This window comes from Fontivita pretiosa (genome assembly GCF_050410795.1).
GTDB lineage: Bacteria > Planctomycetota > Phycisphaerae > Tepidisphaerales > Tepidisphaeraceae > Fontivita > Fontivita pretiosa.
This window is the reverse complement of sequence record NZ_CP191258.1, coordinates 5524346-5538121: the sequence shown is the minus strand read 5'-3', so window position 1 is coordinate 5538121 and position 13776 is coordinate 5524346. Positions and strand designations below refer to the sequence as shown.

15 protein-coding genes, 1 tRNA gene and 1 pseudogene are annotated in these 13776 nt (G+C 64.8%); 7 read left to right on the top strand and 10 right to left on the bottom strand.

Annotation, left to right across the window (positions count from 1 at the left end):
• Positions 1 to 69 precede the first annotated feature (69 nt).
• Together ACQS5P_RS22445 and ACQS5P_RS22440 are read left to right on the top strand one after the other, a co-directional pair.
• Positions 70 to 1191, top strand: a complete 1122-nt coding sequence (locus ACQS5P_RS22445) for a hypothetical protein (RefSeq protein WP_428938850.1) — start codon at positions 70 to 72, stop codon at positions 1189 to 1191.
• 10 nt (positions 1192 to 1201) lie between these two features.
• Positions 1202 to 1459 carry a hypothetical protein gene (locus ACQS5P_RS22440; RefSeq protein ID WP_428938849.1) on the top strand — a complete coding sequence of 86 codons (258 nt, stop codon included), beginning with the start codon at positions 1202 to 1204 and terminating at the stop codon, positions 1457 to 1459.
• 121 nt (positions 1460 to 1580) lie between these two features.
• Here the strand turns inward: ACQS5P_RS22440 and ACQS5P_RS22435 are convergent.
• The 4 genes and pseudogenes from ACQS5P_RS22435 to ACQS5P_RS22420 all read right to left on the bottom strand — a co-directional run bounded on the left by ACQS5P_RS22435 (position 1581) and on the right by ACQS5P_RS22420 (position 3556).
• Positions 1581 to 2437: pseudogene (locus ACQS5P_RS22435) on the bottom strand (IS5 family transposase).
• Between the two features lie 60 nt (positions 2438 to 2497).
• A complete protein-coding gene (locus ACQS5P_RS22430; RefSeq protein ID WP_428938848.1) occupies positions 2498 to 3073 on the bottom strand; it encodes a hypothetical protein in 576 nt (191 codons plus the stop codon).
• A gap of 80 nt (positions 3074 to 3153) precedes the next feature.
• Positions 3154 to 3279, bottom strand: a complete 126-nt coding sequence (locus ACQS5P_RS22425) for a hypothetical protein (protein ID WP_428938847.1) — start codon at positions 3277 to 3279, stop codon at positions 3154 to 3156.
• Positions 3280 to 3289: 10 nt separating this feature from the next.
• Positions 3290 to 3556 carry a helix-turn-helix domain-containing protein gene (locus ACQS5P_RS22420; RefSeq protein WP_428938846.1) on the bottom strand — a complete coding sequence of 89 codons (267 nt, stop codon included), beginning with the start codon at positions 3554 to 3556 and terminating at the stop codon, positions 3290 to 3292.
• 69 nt (positions 3557 to 3625) lie between these two features.
• Here ACQS5P_RS22420 and ACQS5P_RS22415 point away from each other — a divergent pair, with 69 nt between their 5' ends.
• From ACQS5P_RS22415 to ACQS5P_RS22400, 4 genes are all read left to right on the top strand, one after another.
• Complete coding sequence (locus tag ACQS5P_RS22415) at positions 3626 to 4120, top strand: hypothetical protein (RefSeq protein WP_428938845.1); 495 nt, start codon at positions 3626 to 3628, stop codon at positions 4118 to 4120.
• A 2-nt stretch (positions 4121 to 4122) separates the two neighbouring features.
• The gene (locus ACQS5P_RS22410; RefSeq protein WP_428938844.1) at positions 4123 to 4452 is read left to right on the top strand and encodes a helix-turn-helix domain-containing protein; all 330 of its coding nucleotides are present in this window, start codon (positions 4123 to 4125) and stop codon (positions 4450 to 4452) included.
• 89 nt (positions 4453 to 4541) lie between these two features.
• The gene (locus ACQS5P_RS22405) at positions 4542 to 4901 is read left to right on the top strand and encodes a hypothetical protein (protein WP_428938843.1); all 360 of its coding nucleotides are present in this window, start codon (positions 4542 to 4544) and stop codon (positions 4899 to 4901) included.
• Positions 4889 to 6160 carry a tyrosine-type recombinase/integrase gene (locus ACQS5P_RS22400; RefSeq protein WP_428938842.1) on the top strand — a complete coding sequence of 424 codons (1272 nt, stop codon included), beginning with the start codon at positions 4889 to 4891 and terminating at the stop codon, positions 6158 to 6160. Before ACQS5P_RS22405 ends, ACQS5P_RS22400 begins: the two co-directional genes overlap by 13 nt.
• On the opposite strand, the gene ACQS5P_RS22395 is transcribed toward ACQS5P_RS22400, so the two are convergent.
• From ACQS5P_RS22395 to ACQS5P_RS22380, 4 genes are all read right to left on the bottom strand, one after another.
• Positions 6134 to 6207 (bottom strand) — tRNA-Arg (locus tag ACQS5P_RS22395). The genes ACQS5P_RS22400 and ACQS5P_RS22395 overlap by 27 nt on opposite strands.
• 143 nt (positions 6208 to 6350) lie before the next feature.
• On the bottom strand, positions 6351 to 7889 hold the full coding sequence (locus ACQS5P_RS22390; RefSeq protein WP_428938841.1) for a B12-binding domain-containing radical SAM protein: 1539 nt from the start codon (positions 7887 to 7889) through the stop codon (positions 6351 to 6353).
• A 58-nt stretch (positions 7890 to 7947) separates the two neighbouring features.
• Positions 7948 to 8340 carry a transcriptional regulator gene (locus tag ACQS5P_RS22385; protein WP_428938840.1) on the bottom strand — a complete coding sequence of 131 codons (393 nt, stop codon included), beginning with the start codon at positions 8338 to 8340 and terminating at the stop codon, positions 7948 to 7950.
• Between the two features lie 40 nt (positions 8341 to 8380).
• A complete protein-coding gene (locus ACQS5P_RS22380) occupies positions 8381 to 9082 on the bottom strand; it encodes a hypothetical protein (protein WP_428938839.1) in 702 nt (233 codons plus the stop codon).
• 165 nt (positions 9083 to 9247) lie between these two features.
• Between ACQS5P_RS22380 and ACQS5P_RS22375 the strand changes: the two genes are divergently transcribed.
• Positions 9248 to 10621, top strand: coding sequence for a hypothetical protein (locus ACQS5P_RS22375; protein ID WP_428938838.1), 1374 nt, complete (start codon positions 9248 to 9250; stop codon positions 10619 to 10621).
• 121 nt (positions 10622 to 10742) lie between these two features.
• Here the strand turns inward: ACQS5P_RS22375 and ACQS5P_RS22370 are convergent, their stop codons facing one another.
• Both ACQS5P_RS22370 and argS read right to left on the bottom strand, forming a co-directional pair.
• Positions 10743 to 11765 carry an extracellular solute-binding protein gene (locus tag ACQS5P_RS22370; RefSeq protein ID WP_428938837.1) on the bottom strand — a complete coding sequence of 341 codons (1023 nt, stop codon included), beginning with the start codon at positions 11763 to 11765 and terminating at the stop codon, positions 10743 to 10745.
• Positions 11766 to 11791: 26 nt separating this feature from the next.
• Positions 11792 to 13525, bottom strand: a complete 1734-nt coding sequence (gene argS, locus ACQS5P_RS22365) for an arginine--tRNA ligase (RefSeq protein WP_428938836.1) — start codon at positions 13523 to 13525, stop codon at positions 11792 to 11794.
• Positions 13526 to 13776: the final 251 nt, after the last annotated feature.

Here is a 13776-nt window from a genome sequence, read left to right as displayed (position 1 = left end):
GCGAGTCGCGCGGGGGTTAGCGAAACTTCCTGGCCGAGAGCGTTCACTGAATCCGAGGGGACCATCAACATGTCGGAGCTGGCGACCTATGCGCCAGACGTGTTCCCCACCTTCAAGACCGGCGGGTATGGATTCGAGGACTTCGCCGCGGCGCTGCAGGTGACCACCCAGCGGCTGGGCCGCAACGAGCCGACCCTGCGGCAGCTTCGCAGCCTGCCGATGCGGATGCTCAAGGCGCAGGACGTGCTGGGCTTCAAATTCCAAAGCAGCAGCTTCGGCGGGAGGCTGGGCGAGATCCGCTCGCGCCTCCAGGGCATGGGCCGCGACCAGCAATTGTCGGCGATCAGCCAGATCTTTGAGGCCGAGGGCGCGGTTGTCGCCGCCACGCTGCTCGAGAACCTCGGGCAGTTCCAGCAGTCGCGCCAGCGCGTCGCCGGCGTCGGCGAGAACTTCCTGATGGGCCGGGCGATTCAGCGCGGCGCCGACCCGGCGTATTCGATGGCGATGCTGAGCCGATCCGCAGGCATCCTGCGCGAGAACATCGGCGCCGAATTGGCGCAGGATCCCGAGGCGCTGAGGAAGGCCACGCTCTGGGAGCTGACCCGCACCGGCGCCGAGCTGACGCTGCGAAAAGAGCAGCCCTGGCTGACCGACGAGGAGATCCGCCGCCAGGCCGCCGGCGAGATGGAGCTGTACGGGGCCAGAAACCGCTACGCCGCCCTGAGCATCAACAAAATCACCGACGCGGCGCTTCAGTCGGCCGGGCCGGACATGGCCTCGCGCGAGGCGCTGATCTGGCAGAATTACATGCAACGGATCCAGCTCGGGATGGTCAAGGACGCCGACACCAGCGCCATGAACCAGCAGGACGCCCAGGAGCTGGCCAGGGCGTGGCAGGCCGGCTATCGATTCAGCCCCGAGTCGCTGGCTGAGTACCACCGGCTCCAGGCGGCGGACCCCACCGGCAGGGCCGCGGCCGGCTGGATGGCGCGGCAGCGGCGCTGGGCGCCGGCGCGGTTCGATCGCGTGGCCGAGCCGGACGCCGGGGCACTGCCCGCCGGCGGGGATCTGGTCAAAGGGGCCAGGAAGATGGCCGAGGCCGCGCAGCACTTCCTGACGTTCGCGCAGGCGAATTCCGGCCCGGCCCCGGCGGCGCCGTCGCAGCCCACCGGCCCGGCCGGCACCCCCTGAGGAAGCCCCGATGCACGACAACCCCGAGGCGATCGCCGAGCTGATCGACACCCTTCACCTGCTGGCCGCGGCGCTGGATCATCGCCGCCAGGCGATCGAGGCCGGCCAGCTCGCCCCCGACGAGGCGCAGGCGCAGCACCAGATCGACGAGCTTGCGAAGCTGGGGATGGCGATCGGCGCGGTGCTCGACGGAATCCACGAGCTGCGGGGCACGCTGCTGCTGCGGCGCGAGGCGATCGCCCGGGCAGGTGCGCAGTTGCCGGCGTGAAGGGCGAATTACGATGCGATGCCAACCAACTGGGAAACGTGGGGACACGGCGTGTCTCACTGGTCCATGCACTGGCTCAGCCCATCACCGCTGTGGCTGTCGATGGCTGGGGGAGCGCCTACTAGAGTTTGAGATACCGGCGGATCATCGCCAACTGTAGCATTCCATGGAAATGCACGGCCAGCTTCTCGAACCGCGTTCCGATGCGCCGGAACTCCTTGAGCCAGCCGACGCACTGCTCGGCTACGCAGCGGCCGCGGTAGGCCCAGCGGTCGAACCACACCGCCGGGTCATGTCGCGCCAGCTCATTTTCCCTGTGCGGAATCACCGGCTCGATCTTCTGCTCGGCCAGCCAGTCGCGCACGCGCTGCACGCTGTATCCTTTGTCGCCGGCGAGCTTGCGGGGCTTGTGGCGACGCTTGCGTTTCTTTCGTCGTCGGCCGATCAGCGTCGCGATCGCCTCTGCGATGACCGATTCGGCCCGCGTCGATTCGTGGACTTGCCCGGCGGTGACTTCGATGGCCAGCGGAGTGCCCGCACCGTCAGTGACCACGTGGAATTTGGAGCCAAACCCGCCTCGCGAGCGGCCCAGTGCGTGGTCGGCGGGTTCGTCGGGGTGCCGTCGGCAACTTTTTTGTCAGCCCCGGCCGCAGCGCGGGCGGCGCGGACGGATGACCCGTCCACGCACCACAGTTCCCAGTCGATGTATCCCTGGTTGTCGAGCTTGACCTGCAGCGTCTCGATGATGCGGGCAAAGACGCCGCTTTTGCGCCACTTGCGAAAGTGGTCGTACACGGTCTGCCAGGGGCCGAAGCGTTCGGGCAGATCGCGCCAAGGCGCGCCGGTACAGAGAATCCAGAAAATGCCGTTGAGCAGCGTTCGTCGATCGCGAGCCGGGCGCCCGGTTCGGGCCGTGCTCCGCGGCAGATGCGGCTCGACCAACGCCCATTGCTCGTCCGTCAGCTCGTGCCGTTTCATGAGTGGCAACCTCCATGTCGTCACGGCAGTTTATGCAAATTCGGAGTTTTCAGACAGAGCCTAAACTGATCGCCACCGTCGAGGCCGGGAGTTCGAGCTTTTTACCAGATGCTCGTAGATGCCTCTCAAGAGCCAAAGATTCGCCGCGGCTGCAATCGCCCCCAGTCCAACCGCGATCAGGTATGCGCTGCCACCGCCGACGATCGTTCGCACCAGCGCCTCGCCGACCCCCTCAGCCCTGGTGATTGGCGCCTCAGGCCGGCCCATGATGACGGTGAGTGCCATCACAGTCCCGATCAGAACGGATGCGAAGCCAACAATGAGCAAGACCCAGCCCGCCACGACCGCCAGCAAGCTTCCGAAGTCGGCCACGGTTGGCTCGGGATACATTGGGTCGATCGGAGGCTGCGGCTGACCCGTCATGGCGAGAGGATCATCCAGCACATCCGGGCCGCCGCGAGCATCCCCGTGCGCCCGATCCGATCGCGTGGCCAGGTAGTCATAACAAAGCTCGCAGACTACGCGCTCACGCCAGATCATCGCGGGGCGATCGGGCGGGATATTAATGCCGCAATGGCTACACCTCTCCGCCGTTGCGTCAGCGCGACGGCCCGAAGAGTCGCTTGTGGCCGACATGGATCCTCCTCTTTCGAGGGGTCGTTAACGTCCAGCAGTACGACGCGCCGCACGGCTATCTCGTAACGCCGGTTGAAGCTCTACTTGTTCAGCCGCAGCAGCTCGCTGGCCTCGCGACCGGCGATGGTCGGCTCATTGAGCCGCAGCACGCAGGCGCGGCGCTGCTTTTCGGTGAGCCCGGGTAATTCGGCGCTGTGGCCGACCATCGTGCGCCGGTCATTTCAGCAGGTCCTGCGGCTTGCATTTCAAGGCGCGGCAGATCGCGTCCAACGTGGCCAGGGTGATGTTGGGCCGACGACCCGATTCAATGTCCCACCATCTGTGACGGTTGGCCATGCCGGCCAGCTTGGCGGCCTGTTCCATGCTTAGGCCGCGCCGTTGGCGAAGCTCGCGAAGTTTGTCCAGGTCAAGGGCGATGCGATTTTCATCGGCAAGAGCTGATTTCATACTTGACAGCGTATGTAAATACGCATACAACGTCAACCTTCCACTGCCTGCCCGACAATGGCCGGCGTCGGCTGCTGCGGCGGGCGCACTTCCGCAGGAGGCGTTATGTCAAGCACAGCAACCCGGCAGGTCGGCCAAGACCGCAACGGGCATCCGGTGCGAGTGGGATCGGTTATCTACCTGGACGCGAGCGGCGACACCGGCATCGTCACCGACATCCGCGGCGACGCCCTGATCTACCGTGAAATCAGCAGCTCCACCGGGATCATTGAAGGCGGATACAACTGCGACGTCTGCAGCAACTGCCAGGTCCAGGCGGACTCCATCGCCGCGACGGAAATCCAGTCAGCGCCAGACGACGTGGGACTCTCACAATTCGCCCGCCGCATCCTCAGCATCCGCATTCGGCTGGATGCGATCCACGAGGAACTGCGGGATCTCCGCGAGCAGGTCAAAGGCGACGAAGACGCCGAAAAGATGTTCAAGTGGATTTTCGACGACCTCTTCGAGGGAGACGCTGAGCCCGGCCTCGAAAACCTGATGACCTGGTATCTCCGACACGAGCCGACGCCGCAAGAGCCAAGCCCCCAGGAGGCCTAACAATGAACGACCAAGCAGACGACAATCTCACCCCGCGGGAAGCCGCCCGATACCTGGGCCACAGCAGGCGATTCGTCATCGATCTAATCAGAGCCGGCGAGCTGGTGGCGCGCGACGAGCGACGACCAGGCTCAAAACTCGCCCGGTTCCGCATCAGGCTGGCGGACTTGGAGGCATGGAAGGCTTCTCGCCGGGTGCCGCACGTGACGGAGGCGGATCGGATGCTGGCATCGATGCCGCGGCTAGTGGGGGTATTGCGAGCACGACGTGACGCCAGACAAGCCCGGCAGCAGCGCGAAGCCGCCAGACATCAAATCGCCGCCAAGACATGAACCGCTGCCCCAGGGCGACGAAACCTTCAGTTCCACGCGGCGCGGGCTGGGCAATCCTGGCCCGCGCTGTCCATTACACAGGAGGCATCGTGAACAAACCGAAGCCGAAAATGGAAATTCGCATCGGCGCCTTCCGCCTCCAATTGCGCCAGGATCCCGAGCCGGGGGACGACATCATTGCCGTCGATCTGGAAGATCGGATCGCCTGGTGTCACCCGCAGCTCTGGCTGAGCCTGAGCGCACTGGAAGCTGCCCTGGCTCCGCTGCAACCGTCAGAACCCCCGGCGGCTAAAGTGCTGGCCCGAGCCTGCTGGCGGGGCTGCGGCGGAAAGGTTATCAACAGCCGGACGTTCTTGAGTGTGCAAAACGTGTTGAGTCGCATCGTGGGCACCAGGCAGCCGGCACCAGTTCGTAACATTCAACCGCAGGTGCATCAATGGCAAGTCTGATCGCAGATCCCAACGGTCGAAGGCGAATCCAGTTCACCGCGCCTGACGGCAGACGCCGCACCATCCGCCTGGGCAGGGTGTCGGCACGTCAGGCCCAGGCCGCGCGGCTGCTGGTCGAGGAGCTGAGCGCCGCGGGACTGGGCGCGGGACTCGATCCCAGCACTGCCCGCCGGATCGAAGCCCTTCCCCGCACCATCCACGACCGGCTGAGTGCCGCAGGGCTGCTGCGCCGCCGCCGGGCCGGCAGCGAAACCCTGGGCGGCTTCCTGGACGAGCTGCTGGCAACGCTGAACGTCAAGCCCAACACGCTGCGCAACTATGCCCAGGCTCGCCGGCACCTTGAGCAGTTCCTGGGCGCCAACCGGGCGCTGGCGGACGTGACGCCCGCAGACGCGGCCAAGTATCGGGCCTGGCTGCGGGATGAGCAGCATCTGTCGGAGGCGACGATCGCCAAGTGGATCATCATCGCCCGCCAGTTCTTCGCGCGGGCGATCCAGTGGGAGCTGATCACCCGCAACCCCTTCGCGGGCATCAGGGCCGGGGCGCAGCGAAACCGTTCGCGCATGTACTTCGTCACCCGCGAGGAGGCGCAGAGGGTAATCGACGCCTGCCCCGATGCGCAGTGGCGGCTGATGTTCGCCCTGGCCCGCTTCGGCGGGCTGCGCTGCCCGTCGGAGATCCTGGCCTTGACCTGGGCGGACGTGGACTTCGAGCACAGCCGGCTTCGCGTGCCGTCGCCCAAGACCGAGCATCACGAGGGCCGGGCCGAGCGGATCGTGCCGATGTTTCCCGAGCTGCGCCCGCACCTGCTGGAAGCCTTCGAGCAGGCCGAGCCGGGCGCCGAGCATCTCGTTACCCGCTACCGCGACAGCCGGCAGAACCTTCGCACCCAGCTTTGCCGGATCATCCGCCGCGCCGGGCTGAAGGTCTGGCCGCGGCCCTGGCACAACCTGCGATCCACGAGACAGACGGAGCTGGCCGAGCGCTTCCCCGCCCACGTCGTTTGCGCCTGGCTGGGCAACTCGCCGGACATCGCCCAGGACCATTACCTTCAGGTGACCGACGCGCACTTCGAGCGCGCCGCCGGCGAAGTGGACAGCGATATCCAGAAGGCGGCGCAAAATGCGGCGCACCGCACGCTGTTTTGGGGTGTTACAGGATCGCACCGACAGGCGGAAAACCCCGAAAAAACGCTGGAAATGACGGTATCACACCCTGTGACAAATGCGCAGCGTTCCCAACAGGAGTCGAACCTGTAACCTTCGGCTCCGGAGGCCGACGCTCTATCCAATTGAGCTATGGGAACTATGCGCGATCGGCTCCAGCTACGGGCGATCGGCGATCATTGATACATCTGATCCTATCCACGTGGGGCGTGGCTGTCCATAGGCTCCGCAGCTCCAAGTCGCTGCCAGGGGCAAGGGCGGAGCAAACGCCGGCGGCGGTGGTCTACACGCCCGCACTGAGGATGGACAGGGCAACTCGCCGGCATGCAGGCGGTGAGACTTGCGGTGGCACGGATTGAACGAGCTGCTCAAGACGTCTGCGGAAGCGGAGGTGTCGCAGGCGGGTCAGCTCGATCAGCGGCCGCCATACCGGGGCAACGAGCTGGTGCCGGATCAGCGTCGGCCACAGCCAGTTCGATTTCTTGTACAGGTAGGACATCGCCAGATACGCGGGCACCGCACGCCAGTCGGCGGGTTTGCGTCGCCAGATCGACCGGTGCGAAAACAGCCTCCGATAGCACCAGGCGTAGCCGTTGGCGAGTTGCGCGATGCTCATGCGATTGGGGCGAAACACGACATGGGCTGTGTCGTACCTGGACCAGTCGGTGTGGAGCAGGCGGCCCTGGGCCTGCATCTGCCGAAACAGCGGCGTGCCGGGGTAGGGGGTGAGGATGTGGAATGTTGCGCACTCCAGGCGATTGGTTTGGATCCACTCGACGGTTCGCTGGAACACGTCGGGTCCGTCGTGGTCAAAACCCAGCACGAAGCTGCCGTTCACCTGAATGCCGTTGTCGTGAAAGATCGCAACTCTGCGGGCGTAGTCGTGCACCTGCGGCGTCTTCTTGCCTGTCTCCATCAGGTTCTGATCCGACAGCGACTCGAAGCCCACAAATACGCCCGTGCATCCGGCCAGCGCCATCTCGCGTACCAGCGACGGATCATCGGTGACGTCGATGCTGACGGCGGCACTCCAGATTTTCTCCAGCGGGCGCAGCGCGCGGCAAAGCTCGCGAAGATACCGGGGCCTTGAGCCGAGGTTGTTGTCGATGAACACGCCATAGGGCTGGTCGTCGGCGGCGAACTGCGCAACGACTTGAGCCGGGTCGAGCGTCTGGTAGGGCATGTGCAAGCCATCGGTGGCGAGATAGCAGAATCCGCAGCGGTTGTGGCAGCCGCGGGTGGCGATGAGGCTGGCGGTGGTGAGGAAACTGCGTCGAGGGAGGATGTCGCGTCGTGGCGGCGGGTCGTCGCGATAAGGCCTGGTGAAGCCGCCGCGATAGACCTTTTGGATCGCACCGGCCTCCACATCGCCGAGGATCTTCGGCCAGAGCTGCGCGCCTTCGCCAACGGCGATGGCGTCGGCGTGGGCGGCGGCTTCGTCGGGGCACGATAGCACGTGCAATCCGCCGAGGATCACTTTGGCGCCGCGGGCGCGGTACCAGTCGGCCAGCTCGTAGGCGCGACGGGCAAATGTGAGATGGACGGTGATGCCCACGACCTGGGGCATGGGTCGTGCCGGCGGGGGCCCTTGGAGAAGGTTTTCGTCCCAGTAGCGCACGGTCCAGCCGGCGGGCGTGGCGCCGGCGATGCTGGTCAGGGCAAGTGACGGCGTGAGGACGTGCTTGCCGAAGCTCGCGTGCGAGTCCTTCGAGTAAAATGGATTGACCAGCAGCGCGTAACGGGGTCTCGGCGGTGAAGCAGGTAGCCGTGGATCGAGCTTTGGCGGGAGGCGAAGATCACGCGGAATGCGAAGCGCGCACATCGGAATGCTCCAACTAGCTTTACCATGTAAAGTAAATGGACAAAAAAAGCCAACCCCCTCACGCTGGCGCCAGACCCGCACCGCGAGTGGCGGGGCGCGAAGGGCGATTCTCCGCCTCGCAGGCCAGACGATTCTGTTGCGCCGCATCGGCCAGAACCGATTCCAGCACGTTGAGGTAATCCGCAAACCGCTTGCGTCCCTGCGGCGTGAGGCGGACGAGCGTCTGCGGGCGGCGATTGCGCTGACCTTTCCAGATTTCCACCATTCCCGCGTTGGCAAGCGCCTGCAACTGTCGGCTGAGGTTGCCGTCCGTCAGCGCGCACAGGGTTTTCAGGTCGTTGAAAACCAGACCATGCGGGTGTGCCGCCAGGGACGTGAGAATGCTCAGCCGCGAACGTTCATGAATGAGCCGGTCCAGACCGGCATAGGCGAAGCGCGCATGCTGGCGCACGGGCAAATCAGGGACCTGCGCTGACGCCGATTTGCGATGTTCATTCGAGGGACGGGTCATCATGTTTCCGGAGGCTGAAAAAGATGATGGCGGCGATCAGAAGCTGGCCAACGCCGAACATCAGGGGCATCGGCCAGATTTCGAATTCGGGCCGATTTGAGGCAAGGATCAGGACCGCCACGCCGGCGAGCATGTAGTAGGCACCTGCGACGTTGATGGCAGCGGGCAGCCCCGGTCGCGACGCGAACACGCCCATTGCAAAGAGCAGGCCCCACAACCCTGGCAACAGTCCGACCGATTCATGGCGGAAGCGCCAGATCGCCAGGGTGAGCAGCGCCCCGGCAAGGACGGAAGGCGCGAACTGTCTCGCCGCCAGGACGGTGGCCTCGCGAAGCAGGATCGAGTCGGACATGATGCAGCGGAGGCGCATCTCGATGCCGACGATGATGATGCACAGGGCGGCGACGCTGCTCCACAGGATCAGGAAGCTGCTGGTGTCATTCAGTTGCCAGCGTGCCTGCACGGCAGCGGCGAGCAGGGCCATTGCGCCGGTGGCGGCGGTGCTGCCGGCGCGATAGGCGCGGTAAGTCTCGGCGCGGGCAAGCTGCTCACGGATTGCACGCACGCGCGAAATGGCCTCAAGCGGATCCATGGGAGCTGAGCGGACCAATCTCGCGGATACTTTACATAGTAAAGTAATCCGGTCAAGCGAAAATTGTTGCGGTCGGCGCGCATGACCCATGCCGCCGCCGGTTTGCTTGCCAGGGCGCGCGCCGGGGAGGTATACTGCCTGAATCGATGGTGTTCGTGCGATGGTCTCAGGTCCGCGGCGGCAGGATGCGGCCGATCTGGGACCTGAACGGGGGTTGGCGGACACCGGCTACGCGGGAATCCAAGGATGGATGTCATGACAGCTCGCCGATCGTTTGCTGCGCGAATCGTTTCCGTCCCGAAACTGCCTGATGCTGGGGTCGCCCGTCCTGGCGACAGAAACGCCTGGACGGCCGCGGCGGTGTATGCGGTGTGTACGACGCTGCTGGCCGGGGGATGCGTCTCATCCGCCAGGCCGGATCGGCGCGCTGCCCAACCACAGAAGGACACACCGCGTGCGGTAGGCGAAACGTCGTCGCAACCGGCCGAGCATGGCAAGCAGGATCAATCCGCAGGCGAGGCGATCCAGCAGCGATCCGCCCCGACGGGCGGTGTTGACCAGATGGATGCCAACGCCGGCTCGGCTGAGGCACTGGCGCGAAAGGCGCAGGAGTACTCGCGACAGTTGACGCTGATGCTTTCGCGGCGAAGCGGAGCATCGGGCACCACCCGCGAGCCGTCGCCCAGCCGGGTGGAATGGATGGATCCGTCGGCATTCAGCCTGGGCGGCAGTGAGACCCCGACACTGCGCACGATAGCCGATGAGCAGGGTTCGACCGGATCGGTCAGGGCTGATGCTCCGCAAGCCGCCCAGCCGCCGGACAGCCGCGATCGGTCGGCGGTGGCGCTGGCTGGTTCGTCGGCCAAGCGCCCGGTGTTCATCGAGCCGACGTCGAGCCTGCCGCAGGCGCCGGCGGCATCCGGCTCATTGAATGAGCTGCCCGCGGCCGGCGAACTGTCCGAGAAGTTCTCGCGGCGGATCAAGGATTATCCCCGGGATGTTTCGGCGCACCTGGACTATCAGCTTTTGCAGTTCCTGCTGGACCAGCCGGCGCCGCAACTGTCGGCACTGTCGTCACTGCCCAGCGAAGATCGTGAGCTGATCACGGCGTTGATCGATGGGCTGAGCAATTTCCGCAATGCCCTGCGCGCCGATCGGAACATGCTGCTGTCCCGGAAAATCAAGCCGCTGCTGGATGTGGCCGAGAGACTGCGCAGCCAGGCGGACCTGACGATCCCGACGATCGCGTTGTGCACGAAGGTGCAGGGTTTTGGCAACTATGATCCGATCGAGCCGGCGCGTTTCGCCGCCGGGCGCGAGCACCCGGCCATCGTGTACTGTGAGATCGCCAACTTCACGTCGCACCTGAACGATCGCCAGCAGTGGGAAACGCGGCTGACGTGGGACATGACGCTGTACACCGAGCAGGGGATGAGCGTGTGGACGGACAAAACCGAGCAGATCACCGACAGCTCGCGCAATCGTCGGCATGACTTTTTCGTACGCAAGGTGATCAAGCTTCCCGGCACGCTGACGATCGGGCGTTACGTGCTGAAGGTGAGCATTGTAGACACGCAGTCAAATCGCGTGGCGGAAGCCAGCGTGCCGATTGTCATCGCGGCGCAGTGACGGCAAAGGGAACAGGGCGGCGCAGAAGAACGAACAACCGCCTGGTTCGATGATCGACGCTCAGAACATCCGGCGTGACGATTGACGAGACCGGATCGACAGCCGGCCTTAGCACTCCGCGTCACTTGCGTTCCTGTAGGATTTCCAGCGCGATTTCGATGGCGCGGCGCATCTGCCGGGCCGCCTTTTCGTAGTCCAGGTCCATCCCCCGGGCCTGCTGCTGGGCGTCGCGGATGGACCAGGCCAGAAATCGACTGTCAAGCAATTCCTTTTCGACCTGCGGCGAAAGCAGGTAGTCGATCAGCGTTTTGGCGTTGTGTTCATTGGGCGCGCCCTTGACTAATGCGACGGTCGTGGGGATCAGCAGTGTGCCGATCTGGCCCCGGCCCTGGTCGGGAATGATCATATCAACCTTCATCCCTTCGGCCCGGGCGTTGTTGACGTCGTCGTTGTCGGTGGGGCCGGCCAGAAGCGCGCCAGCGGCGACCTGTTCGACAACCGCTGCATTGCCCCCCAGCAGCTTGAGGTTGTTGGCGCGCAGGCCGTGGAGGAACTGGCGGTATCGATCCTCGCCCCAGAGCACATAAAGGGCCGCGAAATGTCCGGAAGCCGTGCCGAAGGCGGGGTGGCACCAGCCGATGCGATCCTTCAGGGCCGGGTTGGTCAGATCATCCAGGGTCTTGATGGGCGCGATCAGGTCGGCGTGTTGCGGTCGCGTCGAGATGGCAATCACCCGGGCTCGCAGGCCGGTGCAGGTATACAGATCGTCTTTTGCTCGCCAGCGCTGCGGGATTTGGGCGGCGACGGGGGAACGGTAAGGCGCCAGCACGCCCTGGCTGGCGAGGTCGATCGCGTGAAAGATCTCGTTTCCCCAATAGACGTCGGCACGGGGGCGGTCCTTCTCGGCGAGCAGGCGCTGCGCCAGGCCAGCGGATTTGGCGGCTTCGGCGTCGGTCACGAGCGTGACCGAGATTCCGGTTTGGCGCTCGAATCGCCGAATGATCGGGCGGGCATAAGGCTCGTCCACGCTGGTGTACAGCACGACACGTCCGCCTGCGGAGCTGTCCTGCGCCGCGGTCGCGGCGGCGGACCCGACCAGCCATGCGAAGATCAGCACCAGTTCAAGCAAGATTCGAGTTACCATGATGATCCCCACTGTGATTGCGTCGGTCACATCTGCTCGGGATGCTCGATGCCCAGCAGATCAAGACCCAGTGCCAGAGTCCGCGCGGTCAGGTCCGCCAGCAGCAGCCGACTGGAGCGCAGCGGCTGCTCGCTCTGAAGCACCGGGCAGTTTTCGTAAAAACCGCTGAACCTGGTGGCCAGCTCATACAGGTAGGTGCACAGCAGGTGCGGTTTTAGGTCGCGTGCCACGGCGTCGATGACCTCGCACAGCCGCAGCAGGTGCTTGGCCAGCGCGATCTCATGCGGGGTTTGAAGGATCAGCACATCGGTGCGTACTTCGTCGGTGCCGGCCTTGCGGAAGATCGAGCGGATGCGTGCGTAGGCGTACTGGAGGTAAGGGGCGGTGTTGCCGTCCAGCGCCAGCATCTTTTCCCAACTGAACACGTAATCGCTGGTGCGGTCCTTGGACAGGTCGGCGTATTTGACTCCGCCGATGCCGACGGCGCGGGCGATGGCGCGTCGCTGCGCTTCGGGCAGGTCGGGGTTTTTCTCCGTCACCAGGCGGTAGGCGCGCTGCTCGGCCTCGTCGAGCAGGTCGGCCAGCTTCACCGTGTCGCCGCTGCGGGTTTTGAAGGGTTTGCCGTCCTCGCCGAGCATGGTGCCGAACGGGGCGAACTCGAGCTTGACGGCGTCGCCGCGAGTCCAGCTCGCCTTCTGCGCCGTGCGGAAGACCTGGGAGAAGTGCTGTGCCTGTCGCGAGTCGTGGGTATAGATGATCCGGTCGGCGTGGAGCACGTTGACGCGATAGCGGATCGCCGCCAGGTCAGTCGTGCCGTAGAGGTAGCCGCCGTCGGACTTGCGGATGATCAGCGGGGACTTGTCCGGCCCGTCGATGAAAACCACGACGGCGCCTTCGGATTCGACGGCGATGCCCTTCTCAAGCAGCTCGCGCACGACCTCCGGCAGCATCGGGTTGTAAAACGACTCGCCTCTTTCGTCTTCCGGTCGCAATTTCACGCCCAGCCGCTGGTAGATCGGCTGAAAGTGCCGTCGGCTCTCATTGACGATCCATCTCCAGGCCTCGAGGATCTCCGGATCGCCTCGCTGCAACCGCACGACGATCTGCCGGGACTCTTCCTCGAAGGCGGGATCTTCATCGAAGCGCTTCTTGGCTCGGCGATAAAACTCCTCCAGATCCGACAGGTGGACTGCGCTGTTTCGCCAGTCCTGGTTTTCCAGAAGGTAGGCAATGAGCATCCCAAACTGTGTTCCCCAGTCGCCGATGTGATTCTGGCGGATGACGTTGTGCCCCTGGAACTCCAGGACGCGGCTGATGGCGTCGCCGATGATCGTGCTGCGCAGGTGCCCGACGTGCATCTGCTTGGCGATGTTGGGGCCGGAGTAATCGACCACGACCGTTTGTGGTGAGGTGGTTTTGGGGATGCCCAGGCGCGGATCGGCGGCCGCCTGGAGAAGCTGCTCGGCCAGCCACTGCGGATTCAGCCGCACGTTGATGAACCCCGGCCCGGCGATGGTCACTTCCGTGGCCATGTTCCCCAGGTTCAGCCTGGCCCTGATCTGTTCGGCGACGGCGCGGGGGCTGGTTTTTTGCCCGGTCTTCTCCGAAACGAGCCGGGCCAGGCTCATGGCGGCGTTGGATTGGTAGTCGCCAAAGTTTTCACTCTGGGAAAGGCCTACAATCGGGTCGGCGTCGATATCGAACGCGGCGCGGATGGCCTGGCGAAAAGCGGCATCGAGCTGGCTGATAATGCTTGGCATGAAACGGGCGATTCGTGGCAATGCGTTGGGTCCGACAGAACGGCCGACGTGATGCGGACGGATGCAACCACGACGGCGGTAACGAATGTTTCCAGTGGCGGATGGTACAGCGGCGGGGCCGGGTTCTCCACTGCGCGGAGCAAAGCTGGTCCCCGTGCTGTCCGATAAGCCAGTTACGCCGGGTCGGCCTGATGCGGCGAACCTGTCGGCTGTGCCGACGTCTGATGTTCGGCTGGGCAGGCCGCGCCAGA

What these genes read in the sequence shown, in the direction of transcription:
- ACQS5P_RS22390 (WP_428938841.1), bottom strand. Translation starts at nt 7,889, where the DNA reads ATGTGCGCGCTTCGCATTCCGCGTGATCTTCGCCTCCCGCCAAAGCTC.
- ACQS5P_RS22425 (WP_428938847.1), bottom strand. Translation starts at nt 3,279, where the DNA reads ATGGTCGGCCACAGCGCCGAATTACCCGGGCTCACCGAAAAGCAGCGC.
- ACQS5P_RS22375 (WP_428938838.1), top strand. Translation starts at nt 9,248, where the DNA reads ATGACAGCTCGCCGATCGTTTGCTGCGCGAATCGTTTCCGTCCCGAAA.
- ACQS5P_RS22440 (WP_428938849.1), top strand. Translation starts at nt 1,202, where the DNA reads ATGCACGACAACCCCGAGGCGATCGCCGAGCTGATCGACACCCTTCAC.
- ACQS5P_RS22370 (WP_428938837.1), bottom strand. Translation starts at nt 11,765, where the DNA reads ATGGTAACTCGAATCTTGCTTGAACTGGTGCTGATCTTCGCATGGCTG.
- ACQS5P_RS22400 (WP_428938842.1), top strand. Translation starts at nt 4,889, where the DNA reads ATGGCAAGTCTGATCGCAGATCCCAACGGTCGAAGGCGAATCCAGTTC.
- ACQS5P_RS22445 (WP_428938850.1), top strand. Translation starts at nt 70, where the DNA reads ATGTCGGAGCTGGCGACCTATGCGCCAGACGTGTTCCCCACCTTCAAG.
- ACQS5P_RS22430 (WP_428938848.1), bottom strand. Translation starts at nt 3,073, where the DNA reads ATGTCGGCCACAAGCGACTCTTCGGGCCGTCGCGCTGACGCAACGGCG.
- argS (WP_428938836.1), bottom strand. Translation starts at nt 13,525, where the DNA reads ATGCCAAGCATTATCAGCCAGCTCGATGCCGCTTTTCGCCAGGCCATC.
- ACQS5P_RS22415 (WP_428938845.1), top strand. Translation starts at nt 3,626, where the DNA reads ATGTCAAGCACAGCAACCCGGCAGGTCGGCCAAGACCGCAACGGGCAT.
- ACQS5P_RS22410 (WP_428938844.1), top strand. Translation starts at nt 4,123, where the DNA reads ATGAACGACCAAGCAGACGACAATCTCACCCCGCGGGAAGCCGCCCGA.
- ACQS5P_RS22380 (WP_428938839.1), bottom strand. Translation starts at nt 9,082, where the DNA reads ATGGGTCATGCGCGCCGACCGCAACAATTTTCGCTTGACCGGATTACT.